Origin of the sequence: Novosphingobium soli (genome assembly GCF_042432915.1) — a bacterium.
Classification (GTDB): domain Bacteria; phylum Pseudomonadota; class Alphaproteobacteria; order Sphingomonadales; family Sphingomonadaceae; genus Novosphingobium; species Novosphingobium soli.
On record NZ_JBHLWK010000023.1, the window covers coordinates 76,433 to 95,507 of the forward strand.

The window sequence follows — 19,075 nt, forward strand, 5'->3', positions numbered from 1 at the left end:
TGCACTCCACAACTCGATAAGGACGCGGCCATGCGTATCGTCTCCGGCATCCAGCCCACCGGCAACCTGCACCTCGGCAACTATCTGGGCGCGATCCGCAACTGGGTGGCGATGCAGGACCAGGTCTCGGCGCAAGGGGGCGAGTGCCTCTACTTCCTCGCCGACCTCCACGCGATCTCGATGCCGCACACCCCGGCCGACCTCGGCGCCAACACGCGCGAGATGGTGGCGGCGCTGGTGGCCTGCGGCATCGACCCCGACCGCTCGATCCTGTTCAACCAGGCCCAGGTGCCCCAGCACGCGGAGCTGCAGTGGCTGCTCAACGGCACCGCGCGCATGGGCTGGCTCAACCGCATGACGCAGTGGAAGGACAAGGCCGGCAAGAACCGCGAGGGCGCCAGCGTCGCGCTGTTCACCTACCCGGTGCTCCAGGCCGCCGACGTGCTGCTCTACCAGGCCACCCACGTGCCCGTGGGCGAGGACCAGAAGCAGCACCTGGAGCTCGCCCGCGACATCGCGCAGAAGTTCAACAACGATTTCTGCGGCGAAGAGGTGCCGCTGTTCACCCTGCCCGCGCCGTTCATCCCGCCCGAGGCGGCGCGCATCATGAGCCTGCGCGACGGCTCGGCGAAGATGAGCAAGTCGGACCCCTCCGACATGAGCCGCATCAACATGACCGACACGGCCGACACCATCATGCAGAAGGTCAAGAAGGCCAAGACCGACCCGGAGCCCCTGCCTTCGGACAAGGACGGCCTGGAGGGCCGGCCCGAGGCCAAGAACCTGGTGGCGATCTACGCGGTGATGGCGGGCACCACCGTCGAGGCCGTGCTGGGCACCTTCGGCGGCGAGGGCTTCGGCAAGTTCAAGCCGGCGCTGGGCGAACTGCTGGTGGAGAAGCTCGCCCCCATCAACGCGCGCTTCCTGGAGCTGCGCGAGGACCGCGCCGCGCTCGACGCGATCCTGCGACAGGGCGCGGAGAAGGCACGCGCACTGGCGATCCCGACGCTGGAGAAGACCTACGAGGCGCTCGGCCTCGTCCGGAACTGACGGGGCCGGACAGGCGCCGGCCGGAGCCTGCTCCGGCCGGGCGCGGGTCCCGCGTCAGCCGGCGAGCAGCTTGGCCCGGCGCCGCGCCCACGATTCTGCCAGCGGCGTGACTTCGCCCAACGCTTCCAGGCTGGCGCGATCGCTCTTGTGGTCGCCCGCGATGAGCAGGCCGAAGACGCGGAGCACGGTCCATGACGGGAACGGCCGGTCGAGCAGCTCCATGACCTCTCCCGACTGGGCCACGCCCTCCTGGATGACGCGATAGTACCAGCCGGACCGGCGCGAGCGGACGCACAGCGCGTTCACCCGCGCGCCGCCGAACCGGTGATCGAGCTTCCAGCACGGTTGGCGCCCCTGGCTGACCTCTACCACCGCCGTCCCGAGTCGCCAGCGGTCGCCGATGCAGACCATGTCCTCGACGACGCCCCGGGTGGAGACGTTCTCCCCGAAGGCGCCATTGCCGGCGAGCAGCGGATGGTCACCGATCGCCTCGCGCCACCAGGCGTAGTGGTCGTGCGGATAGTGATGGATGGCCTTGTCGGGACCGCCGTGGACCGTCAGATCGGCCTGCGTATCGCCTTCGAGGCCGGAGCGACGAACGCGCACTTCGCCGAGGACCGGGCGCTTGTCGATCGCGCTCGGCTCTGCGGGGCCGCGGAAAGGCGCGACTTTGCCGCACAGAAGTGAAAGGAGGGGAACCGGACTCGTCATTGGGGCGATCCCTTCCTACATGTGGAGCATACGATCAAGTCGCGACGAAAACGCCTGGCGGGTGGATGGATCCTGAACACGCGGCACGCCCTGCCTCGTACAGGCCCCATTCAACCGCTATTCATGGCATTGATTCTACGGCAGGATCACAGAGGTTCGAGGGCCGCGCCGGAATGGGCGACATGGGCCTTTCGGGTTCGTGGAGCAAAATGATGATGAAACACCCTTCCGGATCTCAGCTCGGCAGGATGCGGCTCGCCGCCGCTGCCTTGCTGCTCATGGCGCTCGCGGCCTGCGCGGCGCCTTTCAAGGCCGACGTCTCGCGCTTCCAGTCCCAGCTGCCGGCGCCCTCGGGTCAGTCGTTCGCCATCGTCGCGGATGATCCCAAGCTCTCTGGCGGCCTCGAGTTCGCGCAGTATGCGACGATCGTGCGTGATCGCATGGCCCGCGTCGGCTATGCCCCGGTGGAGGACCCGGCCCGCGCGACCCTGATCGTGCGCTTCGACTACGGCGTCGACGGCGGCCGCGAGCGCGTGCGCAGCACCGGTGTCGGCGTCGGCGGCGCCGGCTATTGGGGCCCGTGGTACGGTCCCTATGGCTTCTACGGCCGCAGCCGGTTCGGTGGTTGGGGCGGCCCCTGGCGCTATGGCTGGTACGACCCGTTCTTCGACAACGGCGTTCAGTCGTACACCGTCTACACCAGCGGCGTCAGCCTGAAGATCGACCGTGCGGCCGACGGCCAGCGCCTGTTCGAAGGCAAGGCCGAAGCCGTCTCCAGCTCCAACCGCCTGCAGTACCTGGTGCCCAACCTCGTGGAAGCCCTGTTCACCGATTTCCCGGGGAACTCGGGCGAGACGGTGCGCATTACTGTCGCGCCGGAGAAGAAGTGACCACAGGTTATTGACGGACTCCCCCCTGCATAGAGTGGGAGACACCGAGGAGCGGGTCCGCTGAAACATTGCGGGCCCGCTTCATTTGCCTCCGGGACGTCCCTTGGGTCGGCCGCGATGGTCGCCGGAACCCTGAGGGGAGCTGCGGAACGATGAACACCTTCATGGCCATCATGTCGCAGCTCTTCTGGGGCGTGACCGTGGGCGCGCTGAGCACCGCCTTCGGGACGCTGGCCAAGGGTGCGGCGATGATCGGGGGGCTCGGCGGGGCGGGCTGGTACGGGCTCAAGTGGCATCGCGGGCGCCGGGACCGCAGCCGACGCCGCATCGAGGCCGACGATCCGGAATGACGCGGGCGCGGCCGCAAGCCGCGTTGCGCTCAGTTCCCCAGCGCGACGACCCCGCCGGTAGAGCCGAACCCGCCCTCTCCGCGCGCGGTGGCCTCCAGCTCTTCCACCTTCAGCCAGGTCGCGCGCGTCACCGGCGCCAGCACCAGCTGCGCGATGCGGTCGCCGCGGCGAATGGCGAAGGGCTCGGCGCCGTGGTTGATGAGGATCACCTTCAGCTCTCCCCGATAGTCCGAATCGATCGTGCCCGGCGTGTTCGGCACCGTGATGCCGTGCTTGAGCGCGAGGCCCGAACGCGGGCGGACCTGAATCTCGAAGCCCGGGGGGATGGCGACGGCAAGCCCCGTCGCCACCGCCTGGCGCGCACCGGGCGCAAGCGTCACGTCCTCGGCGGAGACCGCATCCATGCCCGCAGCGCCGTCCGTGGCATAGGCCGGCAGATCCAGCCCTTCCCCGTGCGGCAGGATCTTGACCAGGACGGGTACTTCAGCGGGGGAATGCATCGGCGAACCTTTCGACGAGGGCGCGCGCGACGTCCTCCTTGGGCATTTCGGGGAGGGAGATCACGTCGTCGGCACGCACGATGTGGACGGCGTTGAGGTCGCCCCCCATGACGTCGCCGGAGACGTCGTTCGCCACGATCCAGTCGGCATGCTTGCGCAGGCGCTTTTCCTGGGCGTAGCGGATCACGTCCTGCGTCTCCGCGGCGAAGCCGACCACCAGCTGGGGGCGACGCGGGCCCGAGGCGAGCCCCGCCAGGATGTCGGGGTTCTCCGCCAGCGCCAGCGCGGGCACGCCGCCGCCCTGCTTCTTGAGCTTCTGGCCGGCCGCGTCCGCCACGCGCCAGTCGGCGACGGCCGCGACCATCACCGCGATGTCGGCAGGCAAGGCGGCCTCCACCGCCGCGGCCATCTCGCGCGCCGTCTCGACGTCGACGCGCTCGACGCCCGCGGGGGTGGCAAGGTGGACCGGACCGGCCACGAGGGTCACGCGGGCGCCCGCCTGGGCCGCCGCCGCCGCGATCGCGAAGCCCTGCTTGCCGGACGAGCGATTGGCGATGTAGCGAACCGGGTCGATCGGCTCGTGGGTCGGCCCGGCGGTCACCAGCACATGGCGGCCGCGAAGCGAGCCCGCCGGGGGCATGCCGGAACCAGCCCCCGTGTCGGGCTTGACGGCATGCGGCGGGTGGCCGAGCTTGGCGGCGATGTGGCGCCAGATCGCCGCGGGTTCGGGCAAGCGGCCGGGGCCGTACTCGCCGCAGGCCATCGGGCCCTCGTCGGGTTCCAGCACGTCGATGCCGGAGTCCCGCAGCAGCCGGACGTTGCGCCCGGTGGCGGCGTGCTGCCACATGCGCACGTTCATCGCCGGGACCGCGAGCACCGGCTTGTCGGTCGCCAGCAGCAGCGTGGTGGCCAGATCGTCCGCCATGCCCGCCGCCATCTTCGCCAGCAGGTCCGCGGTCGCGGGGCAGACGACCACGAGGTCCGCCTCGCGGCTCAGCTGGATGTGGCCCATCTCGGCCTCGTTCCTGAGGTCCCACAGCGTGGTGTGGACCGGGTTCTCCGAGAGCGCGGCCAGGGTCATCGGCGTCACGAAGCGCGCCCCACCCTCGGTCAGCACGCAAGTGACCGAGCCGCCCTCCTTGCGGATGGTGCGGACGAGTTCGCAGGACTTGTACGCGGCGATGCCGCCGCCCACGACCAGCAGGATCCGGGGTCCGTTCATGACCGGGCTTGTGCAACAGCGCGGAGGCGGGCGCAATCAGTTTGCAGGGCGCGCGCCGGCCACTCCCGGGATGCGCGCCGCGGCCACCAGCTGCCCCACCGCACGCGGGGCGAAGACGATCCCGGGGAACAGGGCCGGCGCGATCATCGCGCCCCAGTAGAAGTTGTCCCAACGCCCCGCGATCATGAATGCCACGCCGTAGCCGGCGCAGAGCAGGAACCCGAACAGGCCCGAGCGGCTCCGCCAGCCGAGCCAGCCGAAGGTCATCAGCACCACGGCAGGACCGGCCAGGAAGTGCGGCAGCCAGCGCAGGTTGCTCGACTGGACGACGTTGGCCAGCCAGCCGGCCATCCCCCGCAGGACCAGCCAGGGGGGCCCGTGCGGATCGCCGGGCAGCACGTCGCGCGCGATCAGCGCGAGGTGCCAGCCGAGGCCGGCGGCGAACAGCACCGCCAGCACGAGCCACGCCGCGGCCTCGCGCCGGTTGCGGTGCCACAGCGCGAAGGTGGCCATCAGCAGCACGTAGGGCAGCGCGAGCTCGCGGATCGCCAGCGCCAGCGCTGCCACCAGGAAGGACGCCCGCCAGCGGCCGCCGTGCCCGTCCTGCCCGATGCGATGGAGGCCGAAGGACCAGGCGATCAGCCCCCCGGCCCAGAGTTCGTGGAGCGGGAAGTAGTGCCGGTTGAGCCCCAGCGAGGCGCCGACGAAGACCAGCGCCGTCCCGACGCGCCGGAGCCGGCCGCGGTCTTCCGGCCATTCGCCCAGCCGCTGCCACCAGGTGGCGATGATCGCCAGCATGAGCGCGATGGCGGCGACGAGCTGCCCCGTCTCGCCCAGCCGGGCGTCGATCCAGGCCAGGGTCGGCAGGCGCACCGCGATCCCGGGGTTCACCGGGTAGTCGCTCGCCCGCTGCTCGGCGACGATGAAGTCGTAGTAGTGCTCGCCCCGGGCGATGCGCGCGATCGCCGCCTCGTAGAGCGCGATGTCCTCGTCATGCGGCTGGCCCGGGGCGGCGACGGCGCGGCCGGCGGCGTCGACCGGCCCCTCCACCGCACCAGACCAGGGCGAGCGGCTCCCGGGCTTGCCGGTCGGCACGATCATGGCGGCGACGAGCAGCGCCGCCAGCATCCCCAGCACCAGGCGCGCGCGCCAGGGCGACCAGCGGGCGAAGCGCCCGTCGCCGCGGGCGCTCGACGCCGTCGCTCGGGCGGGCCCGCTCAGCCCAGGATCGTCCAGTAGGTCAAGGCCCACGCCGCAGCACCCCCGAGGATCGCGGCGGCCACATAGCCCCCCCACGGGTTACCGCGGCGTTTACGCGCGCGCCGGCGCGCCCATACCAGCTCCACTTCGGGGAGCGGCGCCTGCTCGGGCGCGCCGCCCTTGGGCGGGAAGCGCTCCTCGATCCGGCGCACCAGCGCCGGCAGGCGCAGCAGCGTGTCCACGTCCTGCCGCACGCGATCGACGATGACCGCCTCGGGCCCCAGCTCGTCGCGGATCCAGCCCCTCACGAACGGGGCGGAGACGTCCCACATGTTGATCTGCGGGTCGAGTGCGGTCGCCAGCCCCTCGACCATGACCATGGTCTTCTGCAGCAGCAGCAGGTGCGGCTGCACCGCCATGTCGAAGTCGCGCGTGATCGCGAACAGGCCGTCGAGCATCTGCCCGACCGAGAGTTCGGACACCGGCTTGCCGCGCATCGGCTCGCCCACCGCGCGCAGCGCCGTGGCGAACTCCTCCACCGTGTGATAGCTGGGGACGTACTGCGCTTCGAAGTGGATCTCGGCCACCCGGCGGTAATTGCCGGTGGTGAGCCCGTAGAGGATCTCCGCCAGCCACAGCCGCGCCTGCCGGTTGATGCGGCCCATGATGCCGAAGTCGATGGCAACGATGGTGCTCTCGCGCCCCGGCCCGCCCTGCACGAACAGGTTGCCCTGGTGCATGTCGGCATGGAAGAAGCCGCAGGAGATCGCTTGGGTGAGGAACGTCAGCACCAGCCGTCGCGCCAGCGCCGGCAGGTCGTGCCCGGCTTCGCGCAAGGCCGCCAGATTGCTCATCTTGATGCCGTCGATCCACTCGACGGTGAGCACCGAGCCGCTGGTGCGGTCCCAGTCGATGTCGGGGACGCGGTAGTCGTCGACCCCCTTCATGGCATCGGCGAGCTCGGAGGCGGAGGCCGCTTCGCGCCGCAGGTCGAACTCGCGCACGGTCCAGCGCTTGAGGTTGGCGATCACCGCCCGCGGGCGCAGGCGCGTCGCCTCCCCGCCCAGGGCTTCCAGATGCGCGGCGGCCCACTCGTAAGTCTCGACGTCGCGGTTGAACTGTTCGCGGATGCCGGGGCGCAGCACCTTGACCGCCACGGTGCGCCCATCCTGGGTGACCGCCCGGTGGACCTGCGCGATCGAAGCCGCGCCGACCGGCTCCTCCTCGATCGAGGCGAACAACGCCTCCACCGGGCGGCCGAAGCTGTCCTCGATGAACGTGCGGATCTGCGCGAAGGGCACCGGCGGCAGGCTGTCCTGCAGCGTCAGGAGATTGCGCGCGGGGCCTTCGCCCACGAGATCCGGGCGCGTGGCGAGCGCCTGGCCCAGCTTGATGGCGGCCGGACCGATCTCCTGGAAGGCCCCTGCGTAGTCCGGCTCGGCTGGCTGGCGCGCGCCGAAACGGGCGATGCGGCACAGGCGCTTGACCGGTGCCGGGGCGTTGCGGTCGCTCTCGATCCCGCGCAGGGCTCCGTGGCGCGCGAGGACGCGGCCCCACTTGAGCAGGCGCGCGATGTGCGTGGCGGTCGACGTCACCTTGGCGTCAGACCTTCCAGCCCGAGTGGATCGCCACCAGCCCACCCATGATCGGCTCGACCCGGGTGTGCCGGAACCCGGCCGTGCGGATCATCGCCTCGAACTCCGGCATCGGCGGGAAGCGACGGATCGATTCGACGAGATAGCGGTACGACTCCGCGTCCCCGGCAATCATCGAGCCGATCTTCGGGACGAGCTTGTGTGAATAGGCGTCGTAGATGTCCTTGAAGCCCGGCCATTCGGTGGTGGAGAATTCCAGGCAGTAGAAGCGGCCGCCGTACTTGAGCACGCGGTGCGCCTCGGCAAGCGCCTTGTCGATATGCGTCACGTTGCGGATGCCGAAGGCGATGGTGTAGGCATCGAAGAAGCGATCGGGGAAGGTCAGCTCCTCGGCATTCTGGCGCGACCAGACGAGGGTGTCGATGCCGCGTTCCATCGCGCGCTCGATCCCGACGTCGAGCATGTCCTGGTTGATGTCCGAGACGGTAATGCGGGCGCCGGCGCGCTCCATGCGGAAGGCGATGTCCCCCGTGCCGCCGGCCATGTCGAGGATCTGCTCGCCCTCGCGCGGCTTCACCCGACGCACGAACTTGTCCTTCCACAGCCGATGCATGCCGCCGGACATGGCGTCGTTCATGATGTCGTACTTGCGCGCGACGGACGAGAAGACGGCGCCGACGCGGCCCTCCTTCTCCTCGGGGGCCACGTCCTCGTAGCCGAAGGAAACGGTATCGCTCATGGCCCAGTCCTCTAACCGCCCGCGGGCGGGCGCGCCACCGAAGTTTTGCCCGGCGCCCCGGCGCGGACCTCAGCGCAGAAGCCAGGCCACGCCGGCGATTGCCGCCGCCTACACCGCTGCGATGGCGTGCAGCCGCGCCGCGAAGGGCTGCTTGCGCGTCTTGTGCCGGAAGGCTCTCCGCCCGGCATAGGCACCCGCGGTGCCGCCAGCCAGCGCCAGCAGCAGCAGGCGCGACTCGGCGATGCGCGCGCCGCGGCTTCGGGCGCGTGCCTTGTCGATGCCGAATGCGGCGAAGGCGACCAGGTTGACGGACGCCAGCGCCAGCAGCCCGCCGGTGGCGGGGCTCACACCCGTGCGAAGATCGAGATGGCGAGGTTGAGCCACAGCGCCAGCATGAAGACGATGCCGAGCACGAAGGCGCCGCCGCGGTGCGCGGGGTTGTTGTAGGTCATGTGGACGAGGCTCTGCACCACCCGCGCCGCCACGTACCCCCACGCGAAGATCAGCGTCCAGCGGCCGACCGCCGCCAGCGAGAAGGCCGTGATGCAGGCAGCGTAGAACAGCGTCGGCAGCTCGAACAGGTTGTCGTAGTGCCGCACCGCCGCGCGGGCGCCTTCGGGCTCGGGCTCCCCCAGGTGCGCGCGGTAGTAGGCGGGGTCGTGCCCGGCCTTCACCGCCGCGCCGCGCGCCGCCGCCATCCGCAGGAAGGCGACGAAGGTCAGCGCGACCACGGCCAGCATCGGCAGGAAGATCAAGGTCGGGTTGGTGGACATCGTGGCTCTCCCCTATCAATCGGACACGACCATGCCCGGGCGGTGCGCGCCGGGCAAGCCGTCCGCCTCAGTACCCCGTGCGCGCCTTCTTCTTGCGCGGGCGCATGGGCTTGAGCTTCGCCTTGGGCAAGCGGCTGGCGTAGTGATCGGCGCCGTCCTTGCTGAAGGCGTAGATCTGGGTGAACGGGATGCGGTACTCGGAGGTGCCGTCGCCGACGATCACGTCGTTGCCCGCAAGCCGCTCCACCGTGCCGACCGGCTTTCCGTCATCATCGACGATGGCGATTCCGTAGACGAGTTCGGGCCGGGTGACGTTGCGCACCGTGACGACGTCTTCCTCCAGCAGCGCGCGCTTGCCCGCCGTGCTGTCCGCAGCGACGGGCGCGGATGCGGTCTCCTGCGCGAAGGCGGGCGTGGCGAATGCGACGGTGGCAAGGGTCAGGAGGATGCGCGTGCGAGGCATGGCCTGTTCTCCGGAAGCGGCAATGCTGGAGAAATGCGCGTGCGAGCATGCGGTTTCATGTCAAACAGCGAGTTGCGAACTGGCTCGCGAACTTCAATCAGACGCGAAAGATCATAAGCGGGCTATTCACTGGTAAACGAGTGAAGCATTTCCGCCAAATCAAACTCTAGCCGACCTTCCGCTACCGTAACATTCTCCACTCGCCACACTGCGCAATATCCGCTCCTCCGTCGAAAATCACTGCCTGGCAACTTTGGATGGCTAGTCGTCTCAATGACCTTCTTGCCATCCTGAATTGCTGCGATGAACTTAGGCCATTTGCCACGATCGTCCACCTTAGGGTCTAAATAGTGTCGGCCATCGAGAGCGTGACGGTGGATGCACGGAAGGCGCTCACCGTTCCAATCGGCAAACCAGGAGCCAGCATATCCCTTGGGTCGCATAGAACGCCGTCCTCGATCTTAGCTATGATACTCGGCTTGATGTTCGACAGGAGAATGCCCTCTTCAGACGGCAGATCCGAAAAGATCAACTCAGCACCGAAATGCTTACTCCGCGGCGACATCCCCGAACAGCCCCGGCTCGCTGCCGTCGTCGGTGACGCCCTCGTCGTTGGCCTTGACCTTGCGGCGCGCGTCGAAGTTGGCCCAGACGGTGTTCCAGTCGCCGCGGGTCGCGCCCTTGGAGTACTCGGTGGCGCGGGTCTCGAAGAAGTTGGCATGCTCCACGCCGTTGAGCAGCGGCTGGAGCCACGGCAGCGGGTGGTCCTCGATGAGGTAGATCGGCTTGAGGCCGAGCTGGCCCAGGCGCCAGTCGGCGATGTAGCGGATGTAGCGCTTGATGTCCTTGGCCGTCATGCCGGGGACCGGCCCCATCTCGAAGGCGAGGTCGATGAAGGCGTCTTCCAGGCGGACCGTGGTCTGGCACTGGTCGGCGATGTCGTCCTTCACCGCCTTCGTGAGGCAGCCGCGCTCGTGCACGAAGGCGTGGAACAGGCGGGTGATGCCTTCGCAGTGAAGCGATTCGTCGCGCACCGACCAGCTGACGATCTGGCCCATGCCCTTCATCTTGTTGAAGCGCGGGAAATTCATCAGCATCGCGAAGCTGGCGAAGAGCTGCACACCCTCGGTGAAGCCGCCGAACATGGCGAGCGTGCGCGCGATGTCCTCGTCGTTGTCGACGCCGAACTTCTGCAGGTAGTCGTGCTTGGCCTTCAGTTCCTCGTACTCGAGGAACATGCCGTATTCGCTTTCCGGCATGCCGATGGTGTCGAGCAGGTGCGAGTAGGCCGCGATGTGCACCGTCTCCATGTTGGAGAAGGCGGTGAGCATCATCTTGATCTCGGTCGGCTTGAAGACGCGCGCGTACTTCTCGTGGTAGCAGTCCTGCACTTCCACGTCGGCCTGGGTGAAGAAGCGGAAGATCTGGGTGAGCAGGTTGCGCTCATGCTCCGAGATGTTCTGCGCCCAGTCGCGGCAGTCCTCGCCCAGCGGCACTTCCTCGGGCAGCCAGTGGATCTGCTGCTGCGTCTTCCAGAAGTCGTAGGCCCAGGGATATTCGAAGGGCTTGTAGGTCTTGCGGGCTTCGAGAAGGGGCATGGGGGCGGCTCCGGTGCACAGCTGAATCGGGTGTCGCCGGCGCCTCCATCACTGGCGCGCGCTCAGGCGGAGACACCAGAGATAGTGAAGACGGCGTCTGAATCGAGGGCGAGAATCAAACTTTGCACAGGTACATATAGGGGCAAGCGAAATGCGCAGCCCCAAGCGGTGGTGTCGCGCCGGCGACTCAGGCGTCCACCTCGGCGTAGTGGCTGGGCGGCTGGATCACCTCCATCCGCTCGCTCAGCAGCGGCCGGAACGAAGGGCGCGACTTCATCACCAGGTACCAGGCGCGCGCCTGCTCGTGCGTCGACCAGTCGAGCCCGCCGAGGTAGTCCGCCACCGAAAGCTGCGCGGCGGCGGCAAGGTCGGCCAGCGTCATCGTCGCACCGGCCAACCACGGCCGGTTGTCGATCAGGTAGTCGATGTAGTCGAGATAGTCGTGCGCCAGCTTCATCGATTCGCGCAGCGCCTTGGCGTCGGGCGACTGGCGCAGCACCAGCCGCTTCTTCATGCGCTCCAGCAGCAGCGGGCCGGAGACGTCGTGGAAGAAGTTCTCGTCGAACATCGCGATCAGGCGGCGGATCTCGGCGCGCTGCTGGGCGGTGCCGCTGATCAGCGGATTGCGGTCCACCGTCTCTTCGAGGAACTCGCAAATGGCACGGCTGTCGGACAGCACGACGCCCTTTTCGGTTTCGCGGATGACCGGGGTGCGCCCCGCCGGGTTCATCGCGAAGAGGCGATCCTCCCCTTCCCACGGGCGGGCGGTCTGCAGTTCATAGGCGATGCCCTTCTCGGCCATGAGCAGCCGGACCTTGCGGCTGAAGGGGCAGAGCGGGAACTGGTAGATGTGCCACATGGGCAATCCGCATGCCAAAGCCGCGGGGCAGCGTCCATTTCGCCGCCGCGGGATTCGCGTGGATAAGTCGGCACCCTGTCCGTCCGCGCACATATCGCGGCTGCGCGCCTCTGGTGATTGACCCTCCCCGCCCGCCTCGACAGTCTGCCGCCGCAAAGGGAAGAGGGAGAGGAAACCATGCTGCTCAAGTCCATCCGCCTGGGGTCGAACGACCTTGCACGGACCCGCGCCTTCTACGACGCCACCTTCGGTACGCTGGGTGTCGCGGGCAGCACGACGCCGGAGGGCTATCCGATCGTGATGTGGGACCTGGGCGGGGTGAAGTTCCTGCTCGGCCCCGCACGCGACGGGCAGCCGACGACGCACGCGAACGGGGGGACCATCATCTTCGAGGCGTCCAGCCAGGATGCGGTCGACGCCTGGCATGCAGCGGGGCTGGCCAACGGGGGCTCGAGCGAGGGCGATCCGGAGCCCAAGCCCCAGGCCCGGGGTGCCTATGGGGCCTACTTGCGCGATCCCGACGGCAACAAGATTGCCGTCTACCACGGCCTTGCCATGGGCTGACGCGGCGCTACCGTCGCGTTAGGGGCGCGCTAACGCCGCGCTAAGGGCGTGCTAGCGGTGGCTTCCGAGCATGTTGGCATGGGTGATCGCCACCGCCAGCGCGTCGGCCGCATCCTCGCCGGCGAGCCGCACGCCCGGCAGCAGCACCTGGAGCATGGCCTGGACCTGCGCCTTCGCCGCCCCGCCGGTTCCGACCACCGCCTTCTTCACCACCTTGGTCGAATACTCGGCCACCGGCATCCCCGCCCGTGCCAGGCTGAGCATGGCGACACCGCGCGCCTGACCCAGCTTGAGCGTGGACTGCGGGTTCACGTTGACGAAGACCTCTTCCACCGCGCCGCTGTCCGGCCGGTGGTGGAGGATCACGTCGGTCAGCGCGGCATCGAGCTCCACCAGCCGCTCGGCCATGCCGGCCTTGGCGTCGGTGCGGATCTGCCCGTTGGCGACGTGGCTGAGCCGGCTGCCGCTCTTGGCGACCACGCCCCAGCCGGTGCAGGTCAGGCCGGGGTCGAGGCCGATGATGATCACGCCGTCCACCCCGCCGGGCGGGTATCGGACCCCGCCCCCGGGACGGAGAGGATCAGGAGAGCTTCTCCATGACCTCGTCCGAGATCTCGTAGTTTCCCCAGACGGTCTGCACGTCGTCGTCGTCGTCGAGCGTGTCGACCAGCTTGAGCAGCGTGCTGGCGGTGTCGGCATCGACATCGACCTTGAGGCTGGGCTTCCAGGCCAGCTTCACGCCCTCGGCCTCGCCCAGGACCTTCTCCAGCTCGCGCGCGACTTCGTGGAGGTTCTCTACCGAGGTCCACACCGAGTGGCTGTCCTCGTCGCTCTCGACGTCGTCGGCGCCGGCCTCGATGGCGGCTTCGAGGACCTTGTCCTCGTCACCGACCTTGCCCGGGTACTCGATGAGGCCCAGCCGCTCGAACCCGTGGGAGACCGCGCCCGAGGCGCCCAGGTTGCCGCCGTTCTTGGCGAAGGCGGTGCGCACGTTGGTGGCGGTGCGGTTGCGGTTGTCGGTCAGCGCCTCGACGATGATCGCGACGCCCCCCGGGCCGTAGCCCTCGTACCGCACTTCCTCGTAGTTCTCGGCGTCGCCCTTGCTGGCCTTGTCGATGGCGCGCTGGATGTTGTCCTTGGGCATCGACTGCGCCTTGGCCGCGTTGACGGCGGCGCGCAGGCGCGGGTTCATGTCCGGATCGGGCATGCCCATCTTGGCTGCGACGGTGATTTCGCGGCTGAGCTTGGAGAACATCGCCGAGCGCTTCTTATCCTGCGCGCCCTTGCGATGCATGATGTTCTTGAATTTGGAATGGCCTGCCATGATGCGCTCGCTGCCTGCCCGTCGCCGGTTCCGGCTGGGGAACGGGGCGGGTCCGATGAATGAGGTGGCGGGCCCTTACAACAGCCCCCCGCCCGAGGGCAACCTCTGCGGCCCGGCTCCGGCTCATGGCGGGCAAGGCCGCGTCTCCTCACCGCGGCCGCTGGACAACGAATTGGCAAGCGGTGCAGTCTAGCAGGCACGCATGCCGACCCAGGAATACCTGCCCCCGCCCGCCTCCAGGACCATACTTCGGGACCTGTCCTCGTTTCTGCGGCGGCCGGCCGTGCTCCGTCCCGCGGGCCTGCGCCGACCGGGAGGCTGGAGCGCGCTGGCTGTCATCACCGCGCTCCATGTCGGCGCGATGCTGCTGGTGATCCTGCCGCTCATCGCCTTCTGGCAGACGCTGTTCGCGCTGCCGCTGCCCGACGCATTCGGCAAGCTGCCCGCGGGCTGGCTCCTGCCGGTCACGCTGGTCGCCGCGCCGGTGCTGGAGGAGGTGATCTTCCGCGGCTGGCAGAGCGGGCGGCCGCGCGCCTTGTGGCTGCTCGCCTGCTTCGCCGCGTTCCTGGTCCTGGCGTGGCAGGCGAAGGCCGTGGCGCCGGTGGCGCTCCTGGGATTGCTGCTGGGGCTGGCGATCGCAGCGCTGGCAGGCTGGCTGTGGCTGCGAAAGCGCCGCGCGCCCTCGCCCGTCTTTGCCCGCACCTATCCGGCGCTGTTCTGGGCGGCGGCGCTGCTCTTCGCCGCGGTGCATCTGCTGAACTATCCGAGCACTTCGCTGCTGTCGCTGCCGATGGTGCTGCCGCAGCTGTGGGCGGGGCTGCTGCTCGGCTTCACCCGCCAGCGCCTGGGGCTGCCCGCCGCGATGCTGCAGCACGCCGTGGCCAACTGCGTGAGCATGGCCCTGGCGATGGCGGGCGGCTGACGCCCCATCCGCTCCGCAGCGGAAGCAACGGGGCCGCCCCGGGGCGTCGGTCAGTCGATGCCGAGCGCTGTCTTGTAGGTGTCGAGCAGCATGTCCATCTCGCGCCGGTCATCAGGCTTCATCTTCCGGATGCGGACGATCTGGCGCATGATCTTGACGTCGTAGCCCACGGCCTTGGCCTCGTTGTAGACATCGCGGATGTCGTCCGAGATGCCCTTCTTCTCCTCCTCGAGGCGCTCGACGCGCTCGATCAGCAGGCGCAGGCGATCGTCGGTGGTTTCGGCCATGGGGTCAGGTGCTCCGGTCAAATGCTGTGAATCAGGTTGGCGGCGGCTGATAGCGGGCGCCACGGATTCGGGCAAAGCGCAAGCCTGTGGAAATCGTCGAGGGTTGCCGCAGGCCACTGCCCTCCCTCATTCCTGCCGCTCCCCTGCCGCTCCGGTGCCGCCGCCCCGGGCACGCGCGATCAGTGCCCGGGAGCGTTCTTCTTCAGGCTCGCTTCCATGCGCGCGAGCTGCTCGGGCGTGGCCTCCGCCTGGTACTTGGCCTTCCACTCCTCGAACGGCATCCCGTGTATCACCGCGCGCGCCTGCGCCTTGTCGCCCGCGAAGCCGGCATCTCGGATCCAGTCGGCCAGGCAGTTGCGGCAGAAGCCCGCAAGCCCCATCAATTCGATGTTCTCGGCATCGGAACGGTGCTGCAGGTGACGCACCAGCCGGCGGAAAGCCGCCGCCGCCACCGTGTCGTCCAGCGCATCGAGAGGGTCCATCTCGCTCATAATCTGCCAATCGTCCTTGGTTTGTCAGACGGCCTTTGCCATATGGGGCCCCGTTTCCGAAAGAGGCTCCACAATCTTGGTCAGCACCATTCCCACGGGCACGACGCCCTACCGCCGCTCGCCCCATCATCGCGGGATCAAGCGACAGCGCAAGGTCAAGATCCTGGCGACGCTCGGGCCGGCCAGCCGTGACCGGGACACGATCGCCAAGCTGCTCAAGGCCGGCGCCGATGCCTTCCGCGTCAACATGAGCCATGGCGACCACGACACCCACCGCGAAACCATCGCCAACATCCGCGCGGTGGAGAAGGACCTGGAGCGGCCGGTGGCGATCCTGTGCGACCTGCAGGGCCCCAAGCTGCGCGTCGGCACCTTCGAGGGGGGCAAGGCCTTCATCCGTCACGGCGCCCATTTCACGCTGGACCGCGATCCCGCGCCCGGCAGCGACGAGCGCGTCTGCCTGCCTCATCCCGAGCTCTTCGGCATCCTCCAGAAGGGCCAGCGCCTGCTGATCGACGACGGCAAGCTGCGCCTGGTGGTGATCCGCGCCGACCTCGATTCCATCCTGTGCAGCGCCGAAGTCGGCGGCCCGATCTCGGACCGCAAGGGCGTGAACATCCCCGATGCCATCGTCCCCGTGCCCGCGCTGACCGACAAGGACCGCCGCGACCTGGCCTTCGCGGTGGAGCAGAAGGCAGACTGGATCGGCCTGTCCTTCGTGCAGCGTCCCGAGGATGTCGCCGAGGCGCGGCGGCTGACCGGCGGCCACGGCGCGATCATGGCCAAGATCGAGAAGCCGGCGGCCGTGGAGAGCCTGGACGAGATCATCGAGCTTTCCGACGGCATCATGGTCGCCCGCGGCGACCTGGGGGTGGAACTGCTGCCCGAGGAAGTGCCGCCGATCCAGAAGCACATCGTCGAAAAGACGCGTCGCCTGGGCAAGCCGGTGGTGGTGGCGACGCAGATGCTGGAATCGATGATTACCAGCCCCTCGCCCACGCGCGCGGAAGTGTCCGACGTCGCCAACGCGGTCTACGACGGCGCCGACGCGGTGATGCTCTCGGCCGAGACGGCGGCGGGGCAGTGGCCGGTCGAGGCGGTGACGATCATGGACCGCATCGCCGTCCGGGTCGAAACCGATTCGACCTATCGCGAGCGCATCCACATCGCCCACACTCCGCCGGATGCCACCAGCGCCGACGCGCTCTCCGCGTCCTGCGCCACGATCGCCGACACGCTGACGATCGAGGGCATCATCGTCTTCACCGGATCGGGCATCTCGGCGCGGCGCGTCGCGCGCGAGCGACCGGCGGCGCCGATGCTGGTGCTCACCCCCTCGCAGATGACCGCGCGCCGCCTGGCGTTGCTGTGGGGCACCCATTGCGTCACCACCAAGGACATCGGCAGCTTCGAGGAGATGATCGGCAAGGGCAAGCGCATGGCCCTGCGCCACGGGTTCGGCGCCGCAGGATCGCGCCTGGTGACGCTGGCCGGCGTGCCGTTCGGGGTGCCGGGCTCGACCAACCTGCTGCACATCGTCACCCTGACCGGCAACGAACTCGACACGCCGAAGTAACCGGCCGGCCTGGAGAGCGCCCCGACCTGCCTGGCGCGGGCAGGGCGCCGTCCCTTCCGCCATCCCCGCCGCCGTCCGCCGCTGCGGCCGACCCTGCGATCGGCCACTGCCGGCCTCAGCGCACCCGCGCCGGATTGCCCATCACGGTCGCCCCGGCCGGCACGTCGCGCGTCACCACGCTGCCGGCCCCGACGATGGCGTCGTCGCCGATGCTGATGCCGGGCATGACCAGCGCGCCGGCCCCGATCCAGGCATTGCGGCCGATGCGGATCGGACGTCCCCATTCCAGGCCGCTGGCCCGCTCGAGAGGGTCTCGCGGGTGGTCGGCGGTCAGGATCTGCACGCCCGAGCCGATCTGCGTGCCATCCCCGATCACCACTTCCACCACGTCGAGCACGACGCAGTTGAAGTTCAGGAAGACGCCGCGGCCGAGGCGGATGTTGAAGCCGTAGTCGCAGTGGAACGGCGGCCGGATCGTGGCTCCGTCACCCACCGCCGCGAAGCGCTCGCGCAGCAGAGGCTCGCGCTCGGCGGGGTCGAGCGTGCGGTTGTAGCGCGCCATCCATTCGGCCGCGGCGCGCTGGTCGGCGACGATCTCGGGATCGGAGGCGAAGTAGGACTCGCCCGCCAGCATCCGCGCCTTCTGGCCGCCGCCGCTCATCGCGGTCTCGCCCTCAGCCCCGGGCGCCGAACAGCGCGCTGCCGACCCGCACGTGCGTCGCCCCCAGCATCACGGCCGTCTCGAAATCCTCGCTCATGCCCATGCTCAACCGATGGAGGCCGTGATCGGCGGCCAGCTTGGCAAGAAGGGCGAAGAACGGTGCGGCCTCGATGCCCGCGGGCGGCACGCACATCAGCCCGATGACCGGGATGCCCGCATCGGCGGCCGCCGCCAGCAGGGCGGGAAGCTCGGCCAGGCTGCAGCCACCCTTCTGCTCCTCCTCGCCGATGTTGACCTGGACGAAGCAGGGAACCCGGCGCCCCGCCTTCTCCATCGCCGCGCCCAGCGCCGTCACCAGCGAGGGGCGGTCGAGCGAATGGATGCAGTCGAACGTGGCGACGGCCTCCTGCGCCTTGTTCGACTGCAACTGACCCACCAGGTGGAGCTGCACCTCGGGATAGGCCTCGCGCAACGCGGGCCACTTGGACTGGGCTTCCTGCACGCGGTTCTCGCCGAAGACGCGGTGCCCGGCCGCCAGCAGCGGCGCGATCGCTTCGGCGGGGTGCGTCTTGGAAATGGCGACGAGTTCGACCGCCTCGGGCGCGCGGCCCGCGATGCGGGCGGCCTGCGCGATGCGGCCGCGGATGGTGTCGAGGGGAGAGGCTGGCTGATCCATGGGGCGCTGCTATAGCGTCCCGGTGAAGAACCGCCAGCCGTGCCTGCCCCGCCTGTGGCTCGTCAGCGATGCCCGCAACGACGCGGTGCTGGAGACCGTGCTGGCACGGCTGCCGCGCGGCTCGGGTCTGATCTACCGGCACTATCACCTTGCGCCCGGGGCCCGCCGCGCGCGCCTGCGGGCGCTGCTGCCTGTGGCCCGGCGATACGGGCACCGGGTCGTGCTGTCCGGCGATGCCCGGCAGGCGCGGCGCTGGCAGGCGCAGGGGTGCTACGGCGCCGCCGAGACGCTGGCGCGAGGGCCCCGCATGCTGCGACTGGCGACCGTCCACTCGCTGCGCGAGCTGGGCCGGGCCCATCGGTCTCGGGCGGACGCCGTGCTGGTCTCGCCGGTCTTCGCCACCGCCTCGCACCCCGGGGCGGAGGGTCTCGGGCCCGTCCGCTGGCGGCTGCTGGCGCAGCGCGCGCAGGTGCCGGCCATTGCCCTGGGCGGAATGACGGCGCGGCGTGCGCGCGGCTTCCCCCGGTGGGCGGCGATTGACGGGCTGTCCCCGAAGTCGCGACCTCCACAGCCATGTTCCCGGTCCATTCTTGACGCGGACTCCCGCCCCGCCGCATAATCGGG

The 19,075-nt window shown here is 69.3% G+C and carries 24 protein-coding genes; 7 read left to right on the top strand and 17 right to left on the bottom strand.

What is annotated here, in order from left to right:
* Positions 1 to 30: 30 nt before the first annotated feature.
* Complete coding sequence (gene trpS, locus ACFFJC_RS18050) at positions 31 to 1,050, top strand: tryptophan--tRNA ligase (protein WP_379488782.1); 1,020 nt, start codon at positions 31 to 33, stop codon at positions 1,048 to 1,050.
* Between the two features lie 54 nt (positions 1,051 to 1,104).
* Here trpS and ACFFJC_RS18055 read toward each other — a convergent pair whose 3' ends face one another.
* Positions 1,105 to 1,761 carry an MOSC domain-containing protein gene (locus tag ACFFJC_RS18055; RefSeq protein WP_379488783.1) on the bottom strand — a complete coding sequence of 219 codons (657 nt, stop codon included), beginning with the start codon at positions 1,759 to 1,761 and terminating at the stop codon, positions 1,105 to 1,107.
* Positions 1,762 to 2,009: 248 nt separating this feature from the next.
* On the opposite strand from ACFFJC_RS18055, the gene ACFFJC_RS18060 reads away from it, so the two are divergent.
* Positions 2,010 to 2,651: a DUF4136 domain-containing protein gene (locus ACFFJC_RS18060; RefSeq protein WP_379488784.1), complete on the top strand. Its 642-nt coding sequence runs from the start codon at positions 2,010 to 2,012 to the stop codon at positions 2,649 to 2,651.
* A 152-nt stretch (positions 2,652 to 2,803) separates the two neighbouring features.
* Positions 2,804 to 3,001: a hypothetical protein gene (locus ACFFJC_RS18065; RefSeq protein ID WP_379488785.1), complete on the top strand. Its 198-nt coding sequence runs from the start codon at positions 2,804 to 2,806 to the stop codon at positions 2,999 to 3,001.
* A 29-nt stretch (positions 3,002 to 3,030) separates the two neighbouring features.
* Here the strand turns inward: ACFFJC_RS18065 and dut are convergent, their stop codons facing one another.
* The 10 genes from dut to ACFFJC_RS18115 all read right to left on the bottom strand — a co-directional run bounded on the left by dut (position 3,031) and on the right by ACFFJC_RS18115 (position 11,950).
* The gene (gene dut / locus ACFFJC_RS18070; RefSeq protein ID WP_379488786.1) at positions 3,031 to 3,501 is read right to left on the bottom strand and encodes a dUTP diphosphatase; all 471 of its coding nucleotides are present in this window, start codon (positions 3,499 to 3,501) and stop codon (positions 3,031 to 3,033) included.
* Positions 3,485 to 4,723, bottom strand: a complete 1,239-nt coding sequence (gene coaBC, locus ACFFJC_RS18075; RefSeq protein ID WP_379488787.1) for a bifunctional phosphopantothenoylcysteine decarboxylase/phosphopantothenate--cysteine ligase CoaBC — start codon at positions 4,721 to 4,723, stop codon at positions 3,485 to 3,487. The genes dut and coaBC overlap by 17 nt, the downstream gene beginning before the upstream one ends.
* Before the next feature lie 36 nt (positions 4,724 to 4,759).
* Positions 4,760 to 5,974, bottom strand: a complete 1,215-nt coding sequence (locus ACFFJC_RS18080) for a hypothetical protein (protein WP_379488788.1) — start codon at positions 5,972 to 5,974, stop codon at positions 4,760 to 4,762.
* A complete protein-coding gene (gene ubiB / locus ACFFJC_RS18085; RefSeq protein WP_379488789.1) occupies positions 5,941 to 7,518 on the bottom strand; it encodes a 2-polyprenylphenol 6-hydroxylase in 1,578 nt (525 codons plus the stop codon). Before ubiB ends, ACFFJC_RS18080 begins: the two co-directional genes overlap by 34 nt.
* A 7-nt stretch (positions 7,519 to 7,525) precedes the next feature.
* Positions 7,526 to 8,257, bottom strand: coding sequence for a class I SAM-dependent methyltransferase (locus ACFFJC_RS18090; protein WP_379488790.1), 732 nt, complete (start codon positions 8,255 to 8,257; stop codon positions 7,526 to 7,528).
* 108 nt (positions 8,258 to 8,365) lie between these two features.
* Positions 8,366 to 8,605 (bottom strand): DUF1294 domain-containing protein, encoded by a 240-nt coding sequence (locus ACFFJC_RS18095; RefSeq protein WP_379488791.1) that lies wholly within the window; start codon positions 8,603 to 8,605, stop codon positions 8,366 to 8,368.
* Positions 8,602 to 9,030: an MAPEG family protein gene (locus ACFFJC_RS18100; protein WP_379488792.1), complete on the bottom strand. Its 429-nt coding sequence runs from the start codon at positions 9,028 to 9,030 to the stop codon at positions 8,602 to 8,604. Before ACFFJC_RS18100 ends, ACFFJC_RS18095 begins: the two co-directional genes overlap by 4 nt.
* Positions 9,031 to 9,097: 67 nt before the next feature.
* Entirely contained in the window at positions 9,098 to 9,493 is a 396-nt protein-coding gene (locus ACFFJC_RS18105) for a hypothetical protein (protein WP_379488793.1), read from the bottom strand.
* 548 nt (positions 9,494 to 10,041) lie between these two features.
* On the bottom strand, positions 10,042 to 11,091 hold the full coding sequence (locus ACFFJC_RS18110) for a ribonucleotide-diphosphate reductase subunit beta (protein WP_379488794.1): 1,050 nt from the start codon (positions 11,089 to 11,091) through the stop codon (positions 10,042 to 10,044).
* A gap of 187 nt (positions 11,092 to 11,278) precedes the next feature.
* The gene (locus tag ACFFJC_RS18115; protein WP_379488795.1) at positions 11,279 to 11,950 is read right to left on the bottom strand and encodes a glutathione S-transferase family protein; all 672 of its coding nucleotides are present in this window, start codon (positions 11,948 to 11,950) and stop codon (positions 11,279 to 11,281) included.
* 177 nt (positions 11,951 to 12,127) lie between these two features.
* Between ACFFJC_RS18115 and ACFFJC_RS18120 the strand changes: the two genes are divergently transcribed.
* Positions 12,128 to 12,514 (top strand): VOC family protein, encoded by a 387-nt coding sequence (locus ACFFJC_RS18120; protein WP_379488796.1) that lies wholly within the window; start codon positions 12,128 to 12,130, stop codon positions 12,512 to 12,514.
* Positions 12,515 to 12,565: 51 nt separating this feature from the next.
* Here the strand turns inward: ACFFJC_RS18120 and ruvC are convergent, their stop codons facing one another.
* Both ruvC and ACFFJC_RS18130 read right to left on the bottom strand, forming a co-directional pair.
* On the bottom strand, positions 12,566 to 13,042 hold the full coding sequence (ruvC, locus tag ACFFJC_RS18125) for a crossover junction endodeoxyribonuclease RuvC (RefSeq protein WP_379488797.1): 477 nt from the start codon (positions 13,040 to 13,042) through the stop codon (positions 12,566 to 12,568).
* Between the two features lie 52 nt (positions 13,043 to 13,094).
* Positions 13,095 to 13,838: a YebC/PmpR family DNA-binding transcriptional regulator gene (locus ACFFJC_RS18130; protein WP_379488798.1), complete on the bottom strand. Its 744-nt coding sequence runs from the start codon at positions 13,836 to 13,838 to the stop codon at positions 13,095 to 13,097.
* A gap of 202 nt (positions 13,839 to 14,040) precedes the next feature.
* Between ACFFJC_RS18130 and ACFFJC_RS18135 the strand changes: the two genes are divergently transcribed.
* The gene (locus ACFFJC_RS18135; protein WP_379488799.1) at positions 14,041 to 14,760 is read left to right on the top strand and encodes a CPBP family glutamic-type intramembrane protease; all 720 of its coding nucleotides are present in this window, start codon (positions 14,041 to 14,043) and stop codon (positions 14,758 to 14,760) included.
* 50 nt (positions 14,761 to 14,810) lie between these two features.
* On the opposite strand, the gene ACFFJC_RS18140 is transcribed toward ACFFJC_RS18135, so the two are convergent.
* Positions 14,811 to 15,047 (bottom strand): DUF2312 domain-containing protein, encoded by a 237-nt coding sequence (locus tag ACFFJC_RS18140; RefSeq protein ID WP_086492369.1) that lies wholly within the window; start codon positions 15,045 to 15,047, stop codon positions 14,811 to 14,813.
* Between the two features lie 179 nt (positions 15,048 to 15,226).
* Positions 15,227 to 15,529 carry a DUF1244 domain-containing protein gene (locus ACFFJC_RS18145; protein WP_379488800.1) on the bottom strand — a complete coding sequence of 101 codons (303 nt, stop codon included), beginning with the start codon at positions 15,527 to 15,529 and terminating at the stop codon, positions 15,227 to 15,229.
* A 97-nt stretch (positions 15,530 to 15,626) separates the two neighbouring features.
* Here ACFFJC_RS18145 and pyk point away from each other — a divergent pair, with 97 nt between their 5' ends.
* Positions 15,627 to 17,114, top strand: coding sequence for a pyruvate kinase (pyk, locus tag ACFFJC_RS18150; RefSeq protein WP_379488818.1), 1,488 nt, complete (start codon positions 15,627 to 15,629; stop codon positions 17,112 to 17,114).
* A 115-nt stretch (positions 17,115 to 17,229) separates the two neighbouring features.
* On the opposite strand, the gene ACFFJC_RS18155 is transcribed toward pyk, so the two are convergent.
* Together ACFFJC_RS18155 and ACFFJC_RS18160 are read right to left on the bottom strand one after the other, a co-directional pair.
* Positions 17,230 to 17,775, bottom strand: a complete 546-nt coding sequence (locus ACFFJC_RS18155) for a sugar O-acetyltransferase (RefSeq protein WP_379488801.1) — start codon at positions 17,773 to 17,775, stop codon at positions 17,230 to 17,232.
* A 13-nt stretch (positions 17,776 to 17,788) separates the two neighbouring features.
* Complete coding sequence (locus ACFFJC_RS18160; protein ID WP_379488802.1) at positions 17,789 to 18,451, bottom strand: YggS family pyridoxal phosphate-dependent enzyme; 663 nt, start codon at positions 18,449 to 18,451, stop codon at positions 17,789 to 17,791.
* Here ACFFJC_RS18160 and ACFFJC_RS18165 point away from each other — a divergent pair.
* Positions 18,450 to 19,070, top strand: a complete 621-nt coding sequence (locus tag ACFFJC_RS18165) for a thiamine phosphate synthase (RefSeq protein WP_379488803.1) — start codon at positions 18,450 to 18,452, stop codon at positions 19,068 to 19,070. The two genes, ACFFJC_RS18160 and ACFFJC_RS18165, sit on opposite strands and share 2 nt — an antisense overlap.
* Positions 19,071 to 19,075 lie beyond the last annotated feature (5 nt).